Source organism: Desulfobacter latus (assembly GCF_013389365.1).
Lineage (GTDB): Bacteria > Desulfobacterota > Desulfobacteria > Desulfobacterales > Desulfobacteraceae > Desulfobacter > Desulfobacter latus.
Map to the genome: position 1 here is coordinate 78751 of NZ_JACADJ010000008.1, position 17847 is coordinate 96597.

The window sequence follows — 17847 nt, forward strand, 5'->3', positions numbered from 1 at the left end:
CTTATGCTTAAAACCACAAGACAGGTCAAAGCCCTGGGCCTCAGCTCGGGCGGACTTGACAGCATACTGGCGGCCCTTATCCTCAAGGATCAGGACATTGATGTGACCTGGATCAGTTTTGAAACGCCCTTTTTCGATGCCGAAGCCGCAAAAAAAGCCTCGAAACAGACCGGCATCCCCTTGATTGTAAAAGATATCACAGAGGCCTTTATGGAAATGATGAAAGCGCCCAAAGCAGGTTTCGGCAAAAACATGAACCCCTGCATGGACTGCCATGCACTGATGTTTGCCGAGGCAGGCGCCATGATGGCGGAAATAGGGGCGGATTTTTTGTTTTCAGGCGAGGTGGTGGGGCAGCGGCCAAAATCCCAGACAAAAAATTCCCTGCGCTATGTAGAAAAAAATTGCGGTTTTGAGGGTCTGATTCTCCGTCCGTTAAGCGCTGGGCTGCTGCCCGAAACCATTGCCGAGCAAAAGGGTCTTGTGGACAGGCGTGGCCTCCTGTCCATCAGCGGCCGGAGCAGGAAAGCCCAGGCCGCCCTGGCAGAAAAGTACGGTATCACGGCATACCCATCACCTGCCGGCGGATGCCTGCTCACGAACAAAGGGTATTCCCAGCGGTTAAGAGATCTTTTATATGTCCAGAAAACGCAAAGTAAAACCCAGCTGCATCTACTCAAATACGGCCGGCACTTCCGCCTGGACAGCAGATCCAAGCTTGTGGTGGGAAGAAATCAGGCAGAAAACAAACGGATCATGGATCTCTACGACCCCCAAACCCACATCCGGCTTCGCTGTACCCACCTGCCCGGCCCCGACGCCCTGGTTTTCGGACAGACCGATGAGACCGTCCTGCACCTGGCAGCAACGATTACATCCGGGTATACCAAAGCACCTGCCGGTGCGTTAACTACTATTAGTGTTTTTCAAAAACAGGAAACCAAAGAGATAGAGGTTGTCGCACCGGAATCAGGGGCATTCCATAATCTGTTGATACAAACGCCCTGACCCGCCCCAGCCCTTTTTTTATCGTGCTCTTGCTCCTGTTATTCAGAGCAAGAGCGCTATCAAGACCGAACTATGAGTTTAGGCCTTGGTCATATTTTCAGCCACACGAATTTCCGGTAGGTTGGGTTGAGGAACGAAACCCAACGCCGATAAATTGTTGGGTTTCACTTCGTTCAACCCAACCTACGCTGTGGCCGATGATCTGACCAAGCCCTACCTTGCTGATATTGATTTTGCCTTCATAGCTCCCAAGACACTGAGGGTAAATATCACGGTGCCTGAGTATAAACTTGTCAGAATTGACAGAGCTGCAAAAGCCAAAGGGATTTCCAGATCTGCTTTTTTTGTGGATTCTGCAGAACAACACATCAAAAATATGGGTATTGCAAATACTGTTAGGAAAAGGCAAAAAAAGAGCATGCTCCCCCAATCAGCTGTGGTGAACGCTATTCTATCCGGGCCGCTTTGAGCTGCCCGCAGGCCGCGGAAATATCATCTCCTTTGCTTTTCCTCACAATGGCGGTCATGTTTCGGTCTAAAAGAATGGTTAAAAAAGCGTTGGTCCGATCCTGTGACGGCCTTTTAAAGGGGGCCTGGGCATGTTCGTTAAATGGAATAAGATTAATTTTTGCACGAATGGGGGACAGCAGGCGAACCAGTGCATGGGCGTGGGCATCACTGTCGTTGACCCCGCTCATCAAAATATACTCAAAGGTAATTTTATTCCTGGGTTTCATGTTAAATTTTTTACAGGCCGCAAGCAATACCTCAATGGGCCAGGTGCGGTTAACCGGCATCAAACTTGAGCGCAGTTCATTGTCCGTGGCATTAAGCGACACGGCAAGGTTAACTTCGGTATCAAGGCCCAGCTGAATGATTTTAGGCGCAATGCCGGAGGTGGAAACCGTTACCTTTCGACGGGAAAACTTCATCCCGAAATCTGTATCAAAAATCACACCAAGGCTGCGCAACAGATTGTCATAATTGGCCAATGGCTCCCCCATGCCCATAAACACGATATTGGACAAAAACAGGGGTTCCATGCCCTGTTGGGCCACAAACCTGCGGGCCTCCCGGATCTGGCCCACTATTTCTCCCATGCTCAGGTTTCTTTTAAACCCGGTCTTGGCGGTCAGGCAGAACTTGCAGTTCATGGCACATCCGGCCTGGGTGGACACACAAAGGGTATAATGGTCTTTTTCGGGTATGAGTACACTTTCCACATACTCCCCGTCCGTCAACCGGTGTAAAAACTTCTTTGTGGTATCAACAGAAGTTTCCATGTTCACCAGTTCCAGGGTTCCCAGGCAAAAATGTTCGGCCAATTCTTCCCGCAACGCCTTACCCAAATCGGTCATCTCGTCGAAACGGCCTGCAAGCTTCAGGTAGAGCCACTTGAACACCTGGTCAGCCCTGAAACGCCGTATGCCCTTATTTTCAAACCAATCACCCAAATCCTGCCGGGTAAAATCCAGTATATCTTTCATTTAATGCACCTGCATATTTTTTATTCTTTTCTTGACATTACACCGATTATTTATTAAATTCAATGATTTGATTTGATACTGAGAAAAGGTTACCTTACACATGTTTGACAATTTAAGCGACCGGCTGGATTCTGTTTTCAAAAAACTGAAAGGACACGGAACCCTTACCGAAAATAATATCGAAGACGGCCTAAAACAGGTCAGATTGGCACTTCTGGAAGCCGATGTCAATTATAAGGTTGCAAAAAATGTCATTTCAGATATAAAGGCCCGAGCCCTTGGGCAGGAGGTCATGCAAAGCCTGACCCCGGGTCAGCAGGTCATCAAGATTGTAAATGAAGAATTTACAAAAATGATGGGCTCCACCCACCAGGAACTGAACTTTTCCGCCACCGGGGCAACAGCCATCATGCTGGTGGGGCTGCAAGGCTCCGGCAAGACGACCACCGCGGGCAAGCTGGCGCATTTTCTGCGCAAAAACGGCAGAAAGCCCTATCTTGTGCCTGTGGATGTGTATCGCCCGGCCGCCATAGACCAGCTGACCAAGTTGGGCAAACAGATGGATGTGCCGGTATTTGCATCCACAACCGACATGAAGCCGCTCAAAATTTGCCAGGAGGCAAAGCTTGCCGCAAGGGACCTTGGCTGCGACACCCTGCTCATTGACACCGCAGGACGGCTGCACCTGGATGACGCCCTCATGGCCGAACTTGAAGCGATTAAAACGGGTATTAACCCGGCTGAAACGCTTCTGGTGGCAGATGCCATGACGGGCCAGGATGCGGTGAACATTGCCGGTGAATTTGACAAACGGCTGGATATTTCAGGCTTTGTGCTGACCAAGATGGACGGTGATGCCAGAGGCGGTGCGGCGCTCTCCATTAAAGCAGTAACCGGCAAACCGTTAAAATTCATCGGTGTGGGTGAAAAAACCACGGCCCTTGAGCCCTTTCATCCGGACCGCATGGCTTCCAGGATTCTCGGCATGGGAGACACCCTCTCTTTTATTGAAAAGGCAGTGGAGGCGGTTGACCGGAAAGAGGCCCAGGACCTTGAAAAAAAGTTTAGAAAAAATCAGTTTACCCTGGACGATTTTAAGAACCAGATGCAGCAGGTTCGCAATATGGGGTCCATAAAAGATCTTTTAGGCATGCTGCCCGGGGTGAATAAAAAGATGCTCAAAGATTTGAACATCAATGATAAGGAATTTACAAAAATAGAGGCAATTATCAACTCCATGACCCCCGAGGAACGGGCCAAACATGCAATCATAAAAGCGTCCCGTAAAAAAAGGATTGCCCTTGGTTCGGGAACATCGGTTCAGGACGTGAATAAACTGCTTAAAAGCTACACCCAGTCCATGAAAATGATGAAAAAATTTAATAAAGGCGGCATGAAAAACCTTCGTGGTATGCTTCCATTTTAAGGAGACAACAAAAACTATGGCAGTAAAACTCAGACTTACGCGTAAAGGCACCAAAAAGAAACCCTTTTACAGAATCGTTGCGGCTGATATTGAGGCCCCCAGGGACGGCAAGTTCCTTGAAGCCGTCGGTACCTATGACCCCATGCAGGATCCTGCTGTAATCACCCTGAAGCAAGACCGGGTGCAGTACTGGCTGGAACAGGGTGCAAAACCCTCCACAACGGTAAAAAGTATCCTTAAAAAACAGAGCACTGAGAGCGTTTCTGCTTAAGGGGATCTTAATTGCTTAAAACGCCTTGAAAGCAGCCGAATCCGTATGTCATTGATTAAGAGAGGTTTTATGAAAGAGCTTATTGAGTATCTAGCAAAGGCATTGGTAGACAATCCCGATGAGGTTCAGGTATCTGAAGTGACAGGTGACCAGACGTCCGTGCTTGAACTCAAGGTGGCAAAGGAAGACCTGGGCAAGGTGATCGGTAAACAAGGCAGATCAGCCAGGGCCATGAGAACAATCCTGAGTGCCGCGGCCACAAAAATGAAAAAACGCACGGTACTGGAAATCATCGAGTAGTTCCATGGAATATTCGAACACCTGGTTGACCATTGGCAAGGTCACGGGCGTTCACGGCCTTGGGGGGAACCTTAAAGTGTGGTCCTGGGCCCAGTCGCCCGATACCTTTACCCAAGGGCTTGTCGTGGTGCTTAAAAATGATGAGGATCCTCTGGACCCCGGCCGGAAATATGTAATAACCCGGACCGGCAGGTATAAAAAAGGGGTGCTGTTAACCCTTGACGGGGTCACTACCCGGGACGCCTCGGAAGCCCTTGTGGGAAAACTTGTCCTGGTTGATAAAAACAACCTGCCGGACCTGGATGAAGAGACCTGGTACTGGCAGGATCTGATTGGATTGACGGTTGTGGATACCTGTGACGGGGAACTTGGAAAAGTAGAACAACTTTTTCCCACAGGCGCAGATGACATCCTGGTTGTTACGGATAAAACGCCCCAGGGCAAACAGGAAGTGCTGATCCCGATGAATGCAGTGTTTGTCAAAGATGTAAACCTTGACACCGGTGTGATTACAACCGAGCTGCCCGAAGGGTTTATCACGGACTGATTTTGGCCATGAAGTTTACCGTACTGACACTGTTTCCGGAATTTCTGGAGGCCTTTTTTGCCAACGGCATGATGGCCAGGGCTTTGAGCCGGAAGGTTATCAGCGCTGACAGCATCAATATCCGGGATTTTGCTTCGGATCGGCATAACAGCGTGGATGACCGCCCCTATGGCGGCGGAAGCGGCATGGTAATGATGCCGGGGCCTTTGGAAAAAGCCATTGATTCTGCCAGACAGACCTCAAGCGAGCCCTGGGTGGTGTGTTTAAGCCCCCAGGGCAACCCCTTTACCCAGTCCCGGGCCTGTGAACTTGCCGCAGCCCGACAGGATTTGATTCTGATCTGCGGCCGGTACGAGGGGATTGACGAGCGGGTCTACGCCCGCCAGGTGGATGAAGAGATCTGCGTGGGGGATTTTGTGATGACCGGCGGAGAGATTGCTGCCATGGCAGTGATTGACGCCGTTGCCAGAATAATCCCCGGGGTGTTGGGAAGCCATGAATCCTCCCGATGTGAATCGTTTATGGACAACCGGCTGGAATATGCCCAGTACACCCGCCCCGAGGTATATGAGGACGTGGCCGTACCCGGGGTACTCTTGTCCGGCAACCATGAAAAAATCCGGCAGTGGCGCAGGCGCTCAGCCCTGGAACGCACCTTCATCAAACGCCCGGAGCTGTTTGAAACCCGGATGCCGGACAATGAAGAAAAAAAGATTTTGCGGCAGTGGTGCCGGGAACTTGAGGCCCTGATTTATAAATGAGTGTACGATAAATGAATGCACCGCTTTACCTGGCATTGATCCACTACCCGGTGGTTAATAAAAATGGGCACATCACAGGATCAGCCTTGACTAACATGGATCTGCATGACATTGCCCGGGCAGGCCGGACATTCGGCGTAAAGGCCTATTACGTGGTCACCCCATATACAGACCAAAAAAAACTGGCCTCCCAGATTATGGACCACTGGACCCATGGTCATGGGGGAACGGTTAATCCGGCACGAAAATCCGCCATTGAACGAATCCGGGTGGCGGATACATTTGAAGCAGTCTGCAATGATATAGAAAATGAACAGGGACCGGGGCAGGCCGTGGTAAAAGTGGCTACCAGCGCCACTCCCCCGGGCCCCACACGCAGTTGCAGAACGCTTGGACAGGAATTGAAGGGTAATGCCCCCCATGTGATTGTATTCGGCACGGCATGGGGACTGGCACCGGAAGTGATCAACCAATGTGACCATATCCTTGAACCCATACAAGGGGCAGGATCATATAATCACCTGAGTGTCCGGTCCGCGGCATCCATATATTTAGACAGATTAATAAACGGCTGAAAAAATAGAAGGAAGAAAACATGACAGCAAATCTAATCCAGAAAATTGAAAGAGAACAAATGCGCCTTGATATCCCGGATTTCGACTCCGGGGATACCGTAAAGGTTCATGTAAAAATCAGGGAAGGTGAAAAAGAACGTATCCAGATCTTCCAGGGTGTGGTTATCAAAAAAACCAAAGGCCTTTCCAATGCCCGCTTCACCGTTCGAAAAATTTCCGGCGGCGTAGGTGTTGAAAGAATCTTCCCGCTGTATTCTCCCGCCATTGACAAAGTTGACGTGGTCACCCGGGGACGTGTAAGAAGATCCAAGCTTTACTATTTGAAAAATCTGCGCGGCAAAGCGGCAAGAATCAAAGAAAAACGCTTTGCCTGATACCTGGGATAACGCGCCAACCGACATGCTGACCTTTGAAAAACAGGCCATGTTGAACGGATATAAAATGATTGCAGGTATTGATGAGGCCGGCAGGGGACCCCTTGCCGGCCCTGTCGTGTCTGCGGCGGTGGTACTGCCTGACAAGTTTGATGTGCCCGGCATCAATGATTCTAAAAAACTTTCCGAAAAAAAAAGAGAAGCGCTTTTTCCAGTGATCCAAAAACATGCCGTTGCCTTTGGCATCGGCTTGGCCGACCATGAGGAGATTGACCAGATCAATATTCTGCAGGCATCCCTGCTTTCCATGAAACGAGCGGTTGAAGACCTCAAGCTGACACCGGATTATCTGCTTATTGACGGCAGGTTTACCATAGACAGCACCATAGAGCAGCGTTCTATCATTAAAGGGGATACGTTGAGCCTGTCCATTGCAGCAGCCTCCATTCTGGCCAAGGTCACCCGGGACCGGATCATGGCAGACCTTGACTTACAATATCCGGAATATGGCTTTAAGCGCCATAAAGGCTATCCGACCAAAGCCCACAAAGAGGCGATTCTGACCCATGGTCCCTGCCCGATTCATCGCAGAAACTTCAAAGGTGTAAAGGATATATGAGCTTTGGGGGAAAACAGCTTGGAAAAAAGGGAGAGCTGGTTGCCCGGCAGTTTCTTTTGTCCCGGGGATATAAAATATTGGCATCCAATTATTCAACCCCACAGTTTGAAATCGATATCATTGCAAAAGACAATGAAACGCTGTGTTTTGTTGAAGTCAAAACCCGGACAGGCGTTAAAAAAGGCCTGCCCCGGGAAGGTGTAACAACAGCCAAACAGAAAAAAATTATCATAGGTGCCCAGTACTACCTGAGCCTGAATAAAATAATCAATACCCGGGTCCGATTTGATGTGGTGGAAGTGTTATACAAGGATCATTCGCACACCGCCTGTGACATCATGCTAATCCCCAATGCCTTTCAAGGATGTTAACATGTCCGGCGCTCTTTATGCTACGCTTTATATTGTCTCAACGCCTTTAGGCAACCTTGAGGATATGACATTCCGGGCAGTACGCATTCTAAATGAAGTGGACCTGATTGCAGCCGAGGACACCCGTCATTCAAAAAAATTATTAGGTCATTACGGCATCACAACCCCCACAATTGCCTGCCACGAGCACAATGAAACCCAAAGCGCTCAGGATTTGATCCAACGGCTTGAAAACGGCACCACAATCGCTTTGATCAGCGATGCCGGCACACCTTTAATTTCTGATCCAGGTTATCGTCTGGTTTCCCAGGCCGGAGAAAAAGGCATCCCCATTGTGCCGGTCCCCGGATGCAATGCTGCAATTACCGGATTAAGCGCATCCGGCCTGCCCACCGACTCCTTTATTTTCCTGGGCTTTCCGCCTAAAAAACAGGGCCGTCTGGACAATTTTCTCAATGATGCCGCCCATCACAAGGCAACACTGATATTTTATGAATCCCCCCGGCGGGTTATTCGGCTGATATCTTCGGCGATAACGGCGTTTGGCGACCGCCAGGCCTGTCTTGCCAGGGAATTGACAAAACAGTATGAGGAATTTATCCGTGGTCCCCTATCATTGATTCTATCGACTCTCGGGGCACGGGCAACCATCAAAGGCGAATGTGTTCTTTTCATTAAAGGTGCGGATGAACAGTCAGTCGACCTGTCTTTAGATCAAATTGAAGCCATGATCATGGATGGCCTGAATCAGAATATGGGGACCGGTGAACTTGCAAAAAAAATATCCAAACTTGCAAACTGCCCTAAATCCCAAATTTATGCCATGATTTTAGCCCTGAAAAATCGTTCTTAAACATCTACCCCGCCCCTCCACCTGCTTTAAAAACTTAAACCACCACAAACAACACATAAAAACGGCTTTGATGCTATTGTAGGTCATCTTTCTTAGGGACAATCTCTGTGTGGTTGCCCTCATTCGGGCAGGCACGGTGGCCTGCCCCTACAGCGGCCGACGTTGGAACCAATCCCCCATAAAATAGAGACCCTTCCCCTTTACAATTTGATAAAGCCCTTGCCAAATCAGGGTCAAAAGCCTTATAAAGAAGCAAAATATTAGCAAATAATGAGAATAGTGTTAGAATTGCGATTCTGATAAAACAGGCCGATATCGGCCGGCCCATAGATCTCCAACGTTCACAAAGGAAAGAAACGATCATGAGCATTGAAATATGCTATGTCATTGTAGGGATGCTGCTCCTGTTTGCAATTTTTGACTTGATTGTCGGGGTCACCAATGATGCGGTTAATTTTTTAAACTCTTCAATCGGGTCCAAGGCAGCACCTTTCAGAATAATCATGATGATTGCCAGTATTGGCATTCTGACCGGCGTTACTTTTTCTGCAGGCATGATGGAGGTTGCCCGGAAAGGTATTTTTCATCCCGAACTATTTAACATGCCCGAACTGCTGACCATATTTCTGGCAGTTATGCTCACGGATGTCCTGCTTTTAGATCTTTTCAACACACATGGTCTGCCCACCTCCACGACAGTATCCATTGTATTTGAATTACTCGGGGCTGCCGTGGCCTTGTCCATGATAAAACTTGCCGCCCATGCCGATTCAGGTCTCGGGCTTTTGGATTATATCAACTCAACCAAAGCCATCACAATCGTCCTGGGGATATTATTATCCATTATCGTGGCATTTGCCTCAGGCGCACTGGTTCAGTTTATATCCAGGCTTATCTTTACCTTTAATTATGAAAAACGGCTGACGTATTACGGTGCGCTATGGGGCGGTGTTGCCCTGACCGTTATTACTTTTTTCATCCTTGTCAAAGGGGCCAAAGGGGCCACGTTCATGGATCCACAGATGGTGACATGGATAAAAAGCCACTCATTTACTATCATGGGCGCTCTTTTCATAATCTCAGCCATCATCCTTCAAATTATGATCAGCGTATTCAAAATAAATATTCTTAAGCCCATTGTCCTTGTGGGTACGTTTGCTCTGGCCATGGCTTTTGCCGCCAACGATCTTGTCAATTTTATCGGTGTGCCCCTGGCAGGCCTGAACGCCTTTAAAACGGCTCTGGCCTCATCTGATCCCATGAACATCACCATGGCGGCACTGGGAGGAAAAGTTCATACCCAGACCTTTATTATGCTCATTGCGGGTGCCATCATGGTAGTAACTTTATGGGTATCACGCCGGGCAAGGACAGTGTCAGAAACAGAAATCAACCTAGGGCAACAGGATGAAGGCATGGAGCGGTTTGAATCTGTCTGGCTTTCCAGACGTATTGTCAACCTGTTCCACAGCCTGTTTACCTCTGTCAAAGCCATCGCACCACCTGGTATCAGCAGAGTTGTGGCCGAAAGAATCAACCCGATTTCCGAAGACAAGCATGTCGGGGGAATGAAAAAGCCATCCTTTGATCTGCTGCGTGCGTCTGTAAATCTGATGGTGGCCTCTGCCGTGGTCTCCATGGCCACATCCTTAAAATTGCCTTTATCCACCACTTATGTGACGTTTATGGTTGCCATGGGTTCTTCCTTTTCCGACCAGGCATGGGGCCGGGAAAGCGCCGTATACCGTGTCACCGGCGTTTTAACAGTGATCGGTGGCTGGTTTATGACTGCCCTGATTGCCTTTGTGGCGTCGTTTATCTGCGGCAATATCATTTATCATTTCAAAATGTACGGCGTGGTCTGCCTGATGATTTTTATATTTTTCATGATCCGCAGAAACAAAAAGTACCATGAAGACCATGAAAAAACCAAAGAAGAGATCACCATTTACCATCTTGAAAAGGTAGAGGATTTCCAGTCTTCTGTTTCAGCAACCTTTGACCACATTGCCCTTCATCTTCAAGGCATAAGACGCTCTTTAGGGTCTGCGTTTGATGCGCTGTTTCAAGAGGATTTGGACACCTTAAGGACGCATCGCAGGAAAGTCAAGCAGTTCCAGGTACACAGCAATATCATCATCGCAAATATTTTTAAAGTGCTGCGGCTCCTGCAGCGTGGGGACCACAAGGGGTCGTTCAACTATTACCAGATTATCCGGCGTCTTCAAAAACTTAACGACGGATACAGGGACATCGTGATCAGATCCACCCGGCATGTGGCCAACCGGCACAAAGGGCTTTTACCAGCCCAGATAGAGGAACTCAAGGAGATTAAAACAGAAATTCTTTATATCCTTGAGCAGGTGGAAATCGCATTTAATAAGAAGGATATTGTGGACTGTAACCACATCGCCACAAGGTTCCACTATCTTAAGGATATTGTGGATGAATATAATGCCAATCAGATCGCCAGAATCAGCGAAGCCTCCTCAAAGACACGTTTGAGCATCATGTACTATGCCATTTCCGGTAATTGCGTCATGATGGCCAAACAAACCGTCAAGCTGCTTGAAATATTTAATGAGGCTCTGCCCCCAAAAGACGCTGCCGATACCTGCAGAAACTTGCACTTAGATTGATCTTTTTTTATTTTCCGCAACAACGCTTATACTTGAGCCCGCTTCCACACGGGCAGAGTTCGTTTCTTCCAATCTTAGGCGTATTCTTAGCAACCAATGCTGAATTGCCTGTGTTCCCGTCTTCATAGTCGTCTTCTTCATAGTCTTCATCATCATCATAGTCATCATCATCATAGTCATCATCATCATAGTCATCATCATCATAGTCATCATCATCAAACGCCTCGTCCAGATGCCTGTGAGGAATGAATAGATCATGTTGAGACATTTGTATGCCGACTATTATAACGCCTATACAAAACGCCACAACAAAGGTTGACCCAATAGCAATAATAGCGTTTTCAAAAAGATTCAACGGCAAAATAATGGAAAATATATATCCGACCCCAAGGAACAGGAGGGTTGGCAAAATCACTGCCGATACCACCAAAAACAGCACAAACAAAATCCAGATAAACGTCCTCATCTTTTTATTTTTTAATCCCCGGCTAAACTAGTTAATCTAATTTTTTTTCTGCCAAACAAATAAAAACGACCCTTTCCAATCAAGGAAGGGGCCGCTTTTATTTACATCACAAAATGGATGTCAGCTAAGGGAAATCCTTAACTTACATCTTGGAACCTTCTGCATGACTCTGCAGTTTTACTTCAACCTTTTCGGTCAGGCTGGCATAGTATTCTCTAAGGATAGCCAGAACTTCATCACGACCAAAGTGATCAACAACGGGTTCGTTGTTGGACAGGGCGTGACGCAGTTTGGTACCGGAGAGGATAACACGGTCGTCTTTGCCATGGGGGCAGGTTCTCATGGAGGCCATGCCGTCGCATTTGTAGCAGTAGAAGGTCCAGTCAATTTTCAGCGGTTCGCACAGCAGACGTTTGCCGTCATCTTCAGGCATGGGGATGGTATCAAAAATTTCCTGTGCTTCAAACAGGGTGTAGAAGTCACCAACGCCGGCATGGTCACGGCCGATGATCATTTTGTTAACACCGTAGTTCTGACGGAAGGTGGCATGCAGCAGGGCTTCACGGGGACCGGCATATCTCATGTCCAGGGGATATCCGGCGTTAATAACATGCTCAGGTACAAAGTAACCCTTGATCAGGGTGTCAATGCATTTGATACGTACGTCTGCGGGGATGTCGCCGGGTTTCAGGTTACCGATCAGAGAGTGAATCAGAACGCCGTCGCATACGTCAAGGGCGATCTTGCACAGATGTTCATGGGATCTGTGCATGGGGTTTCTCAACTGCATGGAAGCAACGTTGGCCCAGCCTTTTTCATCCATGATCGCCCGGGTTTCTTTGGGTGTCAGATAAACACCTTTGAATTTTTCGGGGAACTCGCCTTCGGAGAGGACTTTTACAGGACCTGCCAGGCAAAATTCTTTTCTGGCCATAACCATCTGAACGCCGGGATGATCTTCCATGGCGATTTTCCAGAATACGTCATCTTCAGACTCTTCGCCATGACCTTTGTAGACTTTTTCACATTCCCATTTTTTCTCGTCCTCGGTCATCTCGAATTTTTCTTCGACCTTCATGGTGGCATAAATTTCACCATCTTTTTCCAAGGTGATTTCATCACCGACATTAACGTCTGCAGCAGCATCAGCAGCAGCGTCGAGCATAACGGGAACCGGCCAGAAAGTACCGTCAGCCAGCAGGAAGTCTTCACAAACACCTTTCCAGTCAGCTTTGGTCATGAAGCCGTTCAGCGGAGAGAAACCGCCAATACCCAGCATGATCAGGTCGCCTTTAACCTGGGAAGAAATTTCAATTTTTTTCAGACCTTCGGCTTTTTTCAGTTCAGCTTCCAGTTCTGCGCCTTCAAGCTTGCAGCATACAAGACCTTTTCCGCCATGGGGTGCAACTAGTTTAGACATATACCTCATCTCCTTATCTATGGTTAACTGCTGTTATGGGTGTCAAATGCCTTGATCCGGCACCTGACTTCAATTTTATTTAAAAATCTTGTAAGATTTAATGATGATTGGCTTATTTGTCAAGACTTATATTTGCTTAACTTCAACAGTTCCCCTACCTCATCCATGGATACGGCATGGGCATGGGCTTGCAGCCCGGGCTGCTTAAATGCAATAAACCACGTTCCGGCCGATTCAGCCGCTTTTTCATCGTAAATGGAATCCCCGATGAACACAATCTGCCGGGGCAGCAGTTCATAAGCCCCCATAATTTTTTCAAGCTGATCAGGGAAGGGTTTGGGATTGGCCACATCAGATGCCGTGACAATAATATCAAATGATTTTTTCAGCTTGTGTTCAATAAGTACACGCCCCATGGTATTGGTTCGATTCGTGGCCACACCGCGAACCAGACCCGCCTGCTTTATGGCATCAAGCAAGTCAACCAGGCCGGGTTCCATCAGCATCAAGGGGATCACGCTTGCATAGCCGATCTCTTTAATCATATTGTATACAGGCCGGTGGTCATCCATTTCCGGAAAAAGATATTCCACCGCGGCCTTTACCGTCATCATATGAATGTTTATAAACTGTTCATCGTCAATGGGTGGTTTGTTAAAACCGGCCAGAACATCACTATAAAATTTACGGTTAGCCATGGCCGTATCGAACATAACACCGTCGCAGTCAAACACAACTGCCTTAATTTCGCCTGTATCCATTATTTTAGATTCCTTAAATCACTCTTTTTCATCCATAGGTGCTGCCTTTTCAAAAACGGCATATACCCTGATTCTCAAATGCGATTTATTGGGATTGTCTGTTGTCAGTGTAATAAAATCATATATATCCGCGGAATGGTCGGAATAACAGGAGATCCTGACCTGCCAATTTTTTTCCCCCGGACCGGGCGCAATCAGTTCAGCCTTTATCTGCTTATTATACCTAAGTTTCATGTCAAGGATTTTTAATTCATCCGCCTGCACCGGTTCAATGGTGACCACGTCACTTAAGGTCTGACCGGCCACCCCGCTCAAACTCACAGTGCTGGGACTGATTTTGACAATCTCTTTGACGTTACCGGCAATTTTCAAATAAAACTTTTTGTTCTCAGGATCATCGGTTTTAACCAGAATATTTTTCATCAACCGGCGTCCGCCATATCCTGCGGTCTTGACGCCAATGGTGATTTTTCCTTCCCCGCCCGGGGGAATCTGCCTGTCATAAGCTTTTTTGTCGCAGCCTCAGGGCGGCCGAACACTGGTAATGTTCAGGGGGGTATCCCCTTGATTCTTTATTATAAAATCATGGGTTAAAAGCGCTCCTTCAAGCACGGGCTCAAACTCAAAAGAGGGGGCCACAGGCACGGCGACAGGACCCGCAGAGACATACACCGGTACCGCAAAAATAACCAAACATGCAAAAATAATTATAAAATTAACAGATTTCATTTTTTTTTATCCATATTTTTTTACCAACAAATAGAGAAAATAGCCTATTCGATCGTTAAATTCAAGGTTGCACATTCATTGCGGATAAAAATCGAGATTACCAATTGGTCAGGTTCAGCACGTAGAGAAAAGAATTTTATTCACCTGACGGCAAAGCAAATTATCCATATCCAACGTCGTATGGTCAATGCGCCGGACCGGAACCATTCCCATGAGTGCATTGGTCACAAACATGTACGGCAATGCGCAAAACGTTTCAAGATCCATAGACGCCCGGGTTACACTGAACCCTTTTTTTGCCATAATGTGCATTACGCATTTAAGCGTTATGCCATTGAGTACATAACTGGAAGCCGGCACCACCATATTTTTCCCATCCAGGGCCAGGATGTTACAGGTATTTGTTTCAGATACAGTGTTGTCTGAATTTAAAATCAGGGCTTCATCCGCGCCATGATCCAGGGCAAAGGCTCGCGCCAGGTCGTAGAACAGGTAATTCATCGTTTTATGGTCTGCCAGAAATGAGTGCCGGGCATTGGGAAAGGTAACCAGATCAAGGCCTTTTTTATTAAGCAGGTCAAGGCGATGTACATAGGTGCGGATAAAGGCGGCAGCAAATACATGCCGCCCCGGCCGGTCATCCTTTGCCGCCACAAGCTTGACCGCGCAGGTCTTTTGTTCAAACCCGTTTTGGAAAATCAACTGTTCGATAACGGATTCCCAGCAGATATCCGGCAAAGTTCCCCCAAACACAGATCCCCAAGATTGTTGCAGCCGCCGGATATGTTCGGACAGTCGAATGGGAATTCCCGCGTCCACCCGGATGGTTTCGAACAGTCCGGCCCCGTATAAAACACCTGTGATATCAGCCGGCACCCAGGCAAGATTCCGGGGCACAAAGCGGCCGTTTACCCAGGCGATGATCGGTTTTTCAATATCTTGGGCCGTCCCTTGTGCCAGGGTATCCATCAGGGTTTTTCCCTTGGCCAGGGTCTCTTCAAACTCTTTTTGGGGATCTGAATCATAGACCACGCCGCCGCCCACGGAAAAAGTCAGCCGCCCGTCATGGACCACGGCAGTGCGAATGGCAATGGAGAGATCCATCGTGCCATGAAAGCTTAAGTATCCAATGGAACCGGTATATACATGGCGCTTTACAGGTTCGAGTGCGTCAATAATCTCCATGGCGCGGATCTTGGGACAACCGGTGATGGAGCCCCCTGGAAAGGCGGCCCGGAGTACGTCAGCACAGGAAACACCCGTTTTCAGATGACCTTTAACCACAGATAGCAGATGAAACACATTGTCATAGGGCTCCAAACGCTTGTGGGCTGTCACCGCCACCGAATCATGGTCTGAGACCCGGGACAGATCATTGCGCATCAAGTCCACAATCATGGTCAGTTCAGCATCATCTTTGGTACTCAGGGATAAGATTTTCGCGATTTCCCCGTCCTGTTCAGGCGTGTTCCCCCGGGCAATGGTTCCCTTGATGGGCCGTGTTTCAACAGTCCGGTCCTCAACTTTGAGAAAGCGCTCGGGCGACGTGGAGACCACCTGGTGGTCCCCGGCCTGGACAAAGGCGAAAAAGGGGGCGGGATTTTTTTCAAACAACGTTAAAAACAGGGCATAGGCATCACCGCTGAAACCGGTTTCAAAACGCTGTGAGAGATTGGCCTGGTAGATATCCCCCTGCCTTAAATGCTCAATAATCTGTGATACGGCGGACAGATATTCCGGTTTAGTAAATGACGAGACAAGGCCTGTGCCGTCAGCGCAGAAGGTGCCGGGCTGGCGGGATTGTTCAAGCCGATTGACAAAAAATGCTTCCCTGGCCAGAATATCTTTTTTCCCCCTATCCCGGTCAAACACCGGCAAACAGAGCCGGTTTTCACACGTTTTTCGATCCTGGATCAAAATGACGGTCGGCGCATACAGACAGATATCAGGCAAATCATTGCCCACACAGGTCTTGGGAAGGTCTTCTAGTTTGTCTTTCAGATCATAGGCAAAATAGCCGAACAGGCCGGCGGTCACAGGTAGATTGAATGTCTTATCAAAAAAGGCATTTTTTTTTACCAGGGTATCAACTAGATCAAAAGGATCCTGTTCTGTGTTATGACAGACAAATTCCCCATTAGACTCTTTGACTTTAATACAGATTGTGTTTCCCGTTCCCCGCATCGTCAGCCAAGGATCGACGGCAAGAATATGGTACCGGGCACAATCCTGATCAGATCCGGACAAAAGCACCACCGATCCTTCCTGCTGAGAGAATCGGGCAGCGGCATGCTCAAATGGCAGATCAAAATTTAAACCCCGGATCACAATGTCGGTGATCCGGGGTAAAAAAAATTTTTCAGACATTATCTGAGAAAGGGATTCATCCGCTTTTCATTGGCAATGGAGGTCTCAGGCCCATGTCCGGGATAGACAATAGTCTTTTCGTCCAAATTCAGTAATTTTGTTTTAATGGAAGATATCAGGGTAGCATGATCGCCGCCGGGAAGGTCGGTGCGTCCGATTGAACCCATAAAAAGGGTGTCTCCGACAAACAGGTGGCCCGGCGTGTAAAGACAGATGCCCCCGGGTGAATGCCCCGGGGTGTGAATCACTTCAAAAGTAATATTGCCAAAGGTGATTGTCTCGCCGTCTTTGAGATGAATGTCGGCCGACGGGGAATTTTCTGTCTTAAGACCGAACATGGCAGCATGCTTGGACAGGTCCGAAAGCATGGGTTCATCATCAGGATGAACGGCAATCTGAGCACCTGTCGCGTCCTTCATTCGCTTGTTTGCCCCAACATGGTCAAAATGGCCATGGGTATTGATCAAATATTTCGCCTTCAGTTCAGCTTCGGCAAGGGTCATGAGTATCCGGTCGGCATCATCGCCCGGGTCAATGACAGCAGCCTGTTTTGTCTCTTCACATCCCACAATATAGCAATTTGCCATGATCGGGCCGACTTCAAGTTTTCGTATAATCAAAAGATCCTGTTCCTTTCTTCTTACTCATTCTTACCTATTGAGTATGAATGATGAGAAATTCCTGCTTCATAGAGTGTGCCCGAACAAACTGCTTAGGTCTCATTTCCTCTCCACAGGCTTAAAATTCCGTAGAACCTACGGTATTGTTATTATTATGCAGCCGATAAAACCGGATACTGTTCCAGGTTCCGGGCTGCGTTTTCATCTCTATCCAGCTTGAATCCGCACGCCGGACATATAAATGTTCGATCCG

The 17847-nt window shown here is 48.0% G+C and carries 21 protein-coding genes; 13 read left to right on the forward strand and 8 right to left on the reverse strand.

The window, feature by feature from the left end:
* Positions 1-3: 3 nt before the first annotated feature.
* Complete coding sequence (locus HXW94_RS04200; RefSeq protein WP_178365644.1) at positions 4-1008, forward strand: asparagine synthase-related protein; 1005 nt, start codon at positions 4-6, stop codon at positions 1006-1008.
* A 190-nt stretch (positions 1009-1198) separates the two neighbouring features.
* Positions 1199-1477, forward strand: coding sequence for a type II toxin-antitoxin system HicB family antitoxin (locus tag HXW94_RS20280; RefSeq protein ID WP_425484210.1), 279 nt, complete (start codon positions 1199-1201; stop codon positions 1475-1477).
* Here the strand turns inward: HXW94_RS20280 and rlmN are convergent.
* Complete coding sequence (rlmN, locus tag HXW94_RS04210) at positions 1455-2495, reverse strand: dual-specificity RNA methyltransferase RlmN (protein ID WP_178365646.1); 1041 nt, start codon at positions 2493-2495, stop codon at positions 1455-1457. The two genes, HXW94_RS20280 and rlmN, sit on opposite strands and share 23 nt — an antisense overlap.
* 100 nt (positions 2496-2595) lie before the next feature.
* Here rlmN and ffh point away from each other — a divergent pair, with 100 nt between their 5' ends.
* From ffh to HXW94_RS04265, 11 genes are all read left to right on the forward strand, one after another.
* On the forward strand, positions 2596-3921 hold the full coding sequence (ffh, locus tag HXW94_RS04215) for a signal recognition particle protein (RefSeq protein ID WP_178365647.1): 1326 nt from the start codon (positions 2596-2598) through the stop codon (positions 3919-3921).
* Between the two features lie 16 nt (positions 3922-3937).
* Positions 3938-4192 carry a 30S ribosomal protein S16 gene (rpsP, locus tag HXW94_RS04220; protein ID WP_178365648.1) on the forward strand — a complete coding sequence of 85 codons (255 nt, stop codon included), beginning with the start codon at positions 3938-3940 and terminating at the stop codon, positions 4190-4192.
* Positions 4193-4261: 69 nt separating this feature from the next.
* Positions 4262-4492 carry a KH domain-containing protein gene (locus tag HXW94_RS04225; protein WP_020586850.1) on the forward strand — a complete coding sequence of 77 codons (231 nt, stop codon included), beginning with the start codon at positions 4262-4264 and terminating at the stop codon, positions 4490-4492.
* Positions 4493-4496: 4 nt separating this feature from the next.
* Positions 4497-5039 (forward strand): ribosome maturation factor RimM, encoded by a 543-nt coding sequence (gene rimM / locus HXW94_RS04230; protein WP_178365649.1) that lies wholly within the window; start codon positions 4497-4499, stop codon positions 5037-5039.
* A gap of 8 nt (positions 5040-5047) precedes the next feature.
* Positions 5048-5800: a tRNA (guanosine(37)-N1)-methyltransferase TrmD gene (trmD, locus tag HXW94_RS04235; RefSeq protein ID WP_178365650.1), complete on the forward strand. Its 753-nt coding sequence runs from the start codon at positions 5048-5050 to the stop codon at positions 5798-5800.
* An 11-nt stretch (positions 5801-5811) separates the two neighbouring features.
* Positions 5812-6375, forward strand: a complete 564-nt coding sequence (locus HXW94_RS04240) for an RNA methyltransferase (RefSeq protein ID WP_178365651.1) — start codon at positions 5812-5814, stop codon at positions 6373-6375.
* A gap of 20 nt (positions 6376-6395) precedes the next feature.
* Entirely contained in the window at positions 6396-6749 is a 354-nt protein-coding gene (gene rplS, locus HXW94_RS04245) for a 50S ribosomal protein L19 (RefSeq protein WP_178365652.1), read from the forward strand.
* Positions 6750-6774: 25 nt separating this feature from the next.
* The gene (locus HXW94_RS04250) at positions 6775-7368 is read left to right on the forward strand and encodes a ribonuclease HII (protein WP_425484211.1); all 594 of its coding nucleotides are present in this window, start codon (positions 6775-6777) and stop codon (positions 7366-7368) included.
* Entirely contained in the window at positions 7365-7739 is a 375-nt protein-coding gene (locus HXW94_RS04255) for a YraN family protein (RefSeq protein WP_178365654.1), read from the forward strand. Before HXW94_RS04250 ends, HXW94_RS04255 begins: the two co-directional genes overlap by 4 nt.
* Before the next feature lies 1 nt (position 7740).
* On the forward strand, positions 7741-8592 hold the full coding sequence (gene rsmI, locus HXW94_RS04260; protein ID WP_178365655.1) for a 16S rRNA (cytidine(1402)-2'-O)-methyltransferase: 852 nt from the start codon (positions 7741-7743) through the stop codon (positions 8590-8592).
* Positions 8593-8954: 362 nt separating this feature from the next.
* Positions 8955-11231 (forward strand): inorganic phosphate transporter, encoded by a 2277-nt coding sequence (locus HXW94_RS04265; RefSeq protein WP_178365656.1) that lies wholly within the window; start codon positions 8955-8957, stop codon positions 11229-11231.
* 7 nt (positions 11232-11238) lie between these two features.
* Here HXW94_RS04265 and HXW94_RS19415 read toward each other — a convergent pair whose 3' ends face one another.
* The 7 genes from HXW94_RS19415 to HXW94_RS20285 form a co-directional block, all read right to left on the reverse strand.
* Positions 11239-11697: a YecA family protein gene (locus HXW94_RS19415; protein WP_246293728.1), complete on the reverse strand. Its 459-nt coding sequence runs from the start codon at positions 11695-11697 to the stop codon at positions 11239-11241.
* 142 nt (positions 11698-11839) lie between these two features.
* Positions 11840-13117 (reverse strand): sulfate adenylyltransferase, encoded by a 1278-nt coding sequence (sat, locus tag HXW94_RS04275; RefSeq protein ID WP_178365657.1) that lies wholly within the window; start codon positions 13115-13117, stop codon positions 11840-11842.
* A 119-nt stretch (positions 13118-13236) separates the two neighbouring features.
* Entirely contained in the window at positions 13237-13878 is a 642-nt protein-coding gene (locus HXW94_RS04280) for an HAD family hydrolase (RefSeq protein ID WP_178365658.1), read from the reverse strand.
* An 18-nt stretch (positions 13879-13896) separates the two neighbouring features.
* Positions 13897-14607: an OS_HP2 family (seleno)protein gene (locus HXW94_RS19800; RefSeq protein ID WP_268815255.1), complete on the reverse strand. Its 711-nt coding sequence runs from the start codon at positions 14605-14607 to the stop codon at positions 13897-13899.
* Positions 14608-14721: 114 nt separating this feature from the next.
* Complete coding sequence (gene pabB, locus HXW94_RS04295; protein WP_178365661.1) at positions 14722-16974, reverse strand: aminodeoxychorismate synthase component I; 2253 nt, start codon at positions 16972-16974, stop codon at positions 14722-14724.
* Positions 16974-17594 (reverse strand): MBL fold metallo-hydrolase, encoded by a 621-nt coding sequence (locus HXW94_RS04300; RefSeq protein ID WP_178365662.1) that lies wholly within the window; start codon positions 17592-17594, stop codon positions 16974-16976. The genes pabB and HXW94_RS04300 overlap by 1 nt, the downstream gene beginning before the upstream one ends.
* Positions 17595-17746: 152 nt before the next feature.
* The coding region (locus tag HXW94_RS20285; RefSeq protein ID WP_178365663.1) for a zinc ribbon domain-containing protein at positions 17747-17847 on the reverse strand (101 nt) is incomplete at its 5' end.